The sequence below is a fragment of the Bradyrhizobium sp. genome (genome assembly GCF_036009065.1).
GTDB lineage: Bacteria > Pseudomonadota > Alphaproteobacteria > Rhizobiales > Xanthobacteraceae > Bradyrhizobium.
On the sequence record NZ_DASYMN010000010.1, the window covers coordinates 1 to 2,407 of the forward strand.

The 2,407-nt window shown below is 61.1% G+C and carries 3 protein-coding genes and 1 pseudogene; all 4 read right to left on the minus strand.

The window, feature by feature from the left end:
- On the minus strand, positions 1-137 hold a 137-nt coding region (gene rpsK, locus VGP39_RS00335; protein ID WP_327566126.1), incomplete at its 3' end, for a 30S ribosomal protein S11.
- Between the two features lie 124 nt (positions 138-261).
- On the minus strand, positions 262-630 hold the full coding sequence (rpsM, locus tag VGP39_RS00340) for a 30S ribosomal protein S13 (protein ID WP_327566123.1): 369 nt from the start codon (positions 628-630) through the stop codon (positions 262-264).
- A 180-nt stretch (positions 631-810) separates the two neighbouring features.
- Positions 811-1,629, minus strand: coding sequence for an adenylate kinase (locus VGP39_RS00345; protein WP_327566124.1), 819 nt, complete (start codon positions 1,627-1,629; stop codon positions 811-813).
- A gap of 25 nt (positions 1,630-1,654) precedes the next feature.
- Positions 1,655-2,407, minus strand: a pseudogene (locus VGP39_RS00350) (SecY family transport protein); the annotation flags it as partial.

Consider the following 2,407-nt stretch of genomic DNA (forward strand, 5'->3'; position numbering starts at 1 on the left):
GACGACCAGGCAATGGTGTTGCCCTGCGCGTCGGTGATGGTGATGGTCGTGTTGTTGAACGACGAATTCACATGCGCGACGCCGGAGGCGATGTTCTTGCGCTCGCGGCGGCGTATGCGGGTGGCTTCCTTGCCCATTCCAGAACCTTTCTTGCGATCTCAACGCCGCCGTAATGCCAGCGGCTACACCTGAAAACGCGAGTAGCGAATGGGCGAGTAGCGAATAGGACTACTCGCCACTCCCTATTCGCTATTCGCTGTCTTACTTCTTCTTGCCGGCGATCGACTTGGCCGGACCCTTGCGCGTGCGCGCATTGGTGTGGGTGCGCTGGCCACGCACCGGCAATCCGCGGCGATGACGCAGGCCGCGATAGCAACCGAGGTCCATCAGACGCTTGATGTTCATGCCGGTGTCGCGACGCAGGTCGCCTTCGACCATGTAGTCGCGATCGATCACTTCACGAATCTGCAGCACTTCCTGATCGCTGAGTTGCGATACGCGGCGCTCACCGGGAATCTTGACCTTCTCCATGATCTCGGCGGCCTTCTTCTGGCCGATGCCATGGATATACTGAAGCGCGATCAGAACGCGCTTGTTGGTCGGGATATTCACGCCGGCAATACGGGCCACAGACTTCTCTCCTGTCACCGGCCATCAAAGGACCGGCATTCTTTCGTTTGGTCGGGCTGTATCCGCAAACGCGAACACGACGCCCGTCCCCTGGGTTGTCTCGGGGCCCGGCATCGTTGGAAAACTATCCGACTGGATACAGGGTTATTAAAGGATTCCAACTCGTTTCGTCAACCGTCTCTAGGCCTTAGCTCGCCTTTTCGTGACCTTTTTCGCCGATTTTTTGGGCGATTTGCCGACCCTGGCTTTCGAGGCTGACCGGACCCCGGGACCCGGCTTTTTTGCGCCCTTCGAGGCCGGTTTCCCGGCCCTCCGGGACGCTTTCGCGGCTTTTTTGGCAACCTTTGCGGCTCTGCCCGGCAACCTGGCTGCAGCCTTGCCGGCCGCCGTTTTGGCCGATTTTGCCTCCACCGCCCCGATCGCAGACAGGATGCGGTTAATCTCCCTGGTGACGTGTTCGATGGTCATCATGCCATCGACCGTCAGCAGCTTGCGCCGTTCCGAATAGTAGTGAATCAGCGGTTCCGTCAGCGAGCGGTAGCTCGCCAACCGTTTCGACAACACTTCCGGGGTGTCGTCGATACGGACTTCTTCGCCGCGCGCCCGCATCTCCGCGACCCGCGTTTCCACCCGCTGCAGCAGCGCGCTCTCGTTGACGCGCAGCTCCACGACGGCATCGAGCTTGATGTGCTTTTTCTTCAACAGATCGTCGAGCGCCTGCGCCTGCGGAACGGTGCGCGGAAAGCCGTCGAGAATAAAACCCTTGCGCGCGTCGGTCTGATCCAGACGATCGGAAATGATGCCGATGACGATGTCGTCAGGCACCAGCGCGCCGCTGGCCATGATGTCCTTGGCCTTGAGGCCAACCGGAGTTCCGGCTGCCACCGCGGCGCGTAGCATCTCGCCCGTCGACAGCTGGACGATACCGTAGCGTTGAACCAGCCGTTGCGCCTGTGTTCCCTTGCCCGCCCCCGGCGGCCCGAGAAGAATCAATCTCATGCGTATTCGCCCCCCAGCCCCAGCGTTACCGACGACGGCCCCGCAGCTTCGATTTTCGAATCAGCCCTTCGTACTGATGGGCGAGCAGATAGCCCTGCACCTGCGCCACAGTATCCATGGTGACGCTGACGACGATCAGCAGCGAAGTGCCGCCGAAGTAGAACGGCACCGAAGCGTAGGAAATCAGGATTTCCGGGATCAGACAGACGATCGCAAGATAGGCGGCGCCAAGCACCGTGACGCGCGACAGCACGTAGTCGATGTACTCGGCCGTCCGCTCGCCGGGGCGGATGCCGGGAATGAAGCCGCCATGTTTCTTGAGATTGTCGGCGGTCTCAGTCGGGTTGAACACGATCGCGGTATAGAAGAAGGCGAAGAACACGATCAGCGCGAGGTAGAGAAACAGGAACAGCGGACGGCCGTGGCTGAGCTGGGTGTTGAGCCATTGGAACCATTCCGGCCCCTTGCCGGCGTTGAAATTCGCGACCGTGGTCGGCAGCAGCAGCAGCGAGGAGGCGAAGATCGGCGGGATCACGCCCGAGGTGTTCAGCTTGAGCGGCAGATGCGATGACTGGCCCTCGAACATCTTGTTGCCGACCTGGCGCTTTGGATACTGAATCAGAAGCCGGCGCTGCGCCCGCTCCATGAACACGATGAACGCGATCACCGCGACCGCCATCACGATGACTATCAAGATGAGACCGGTGGACAGCGCGCCCTGGCGGCCGAGCTCGAGCATGTTGGCCAGCGCCGAGGGCAGCTCCGCGACGATACCCGC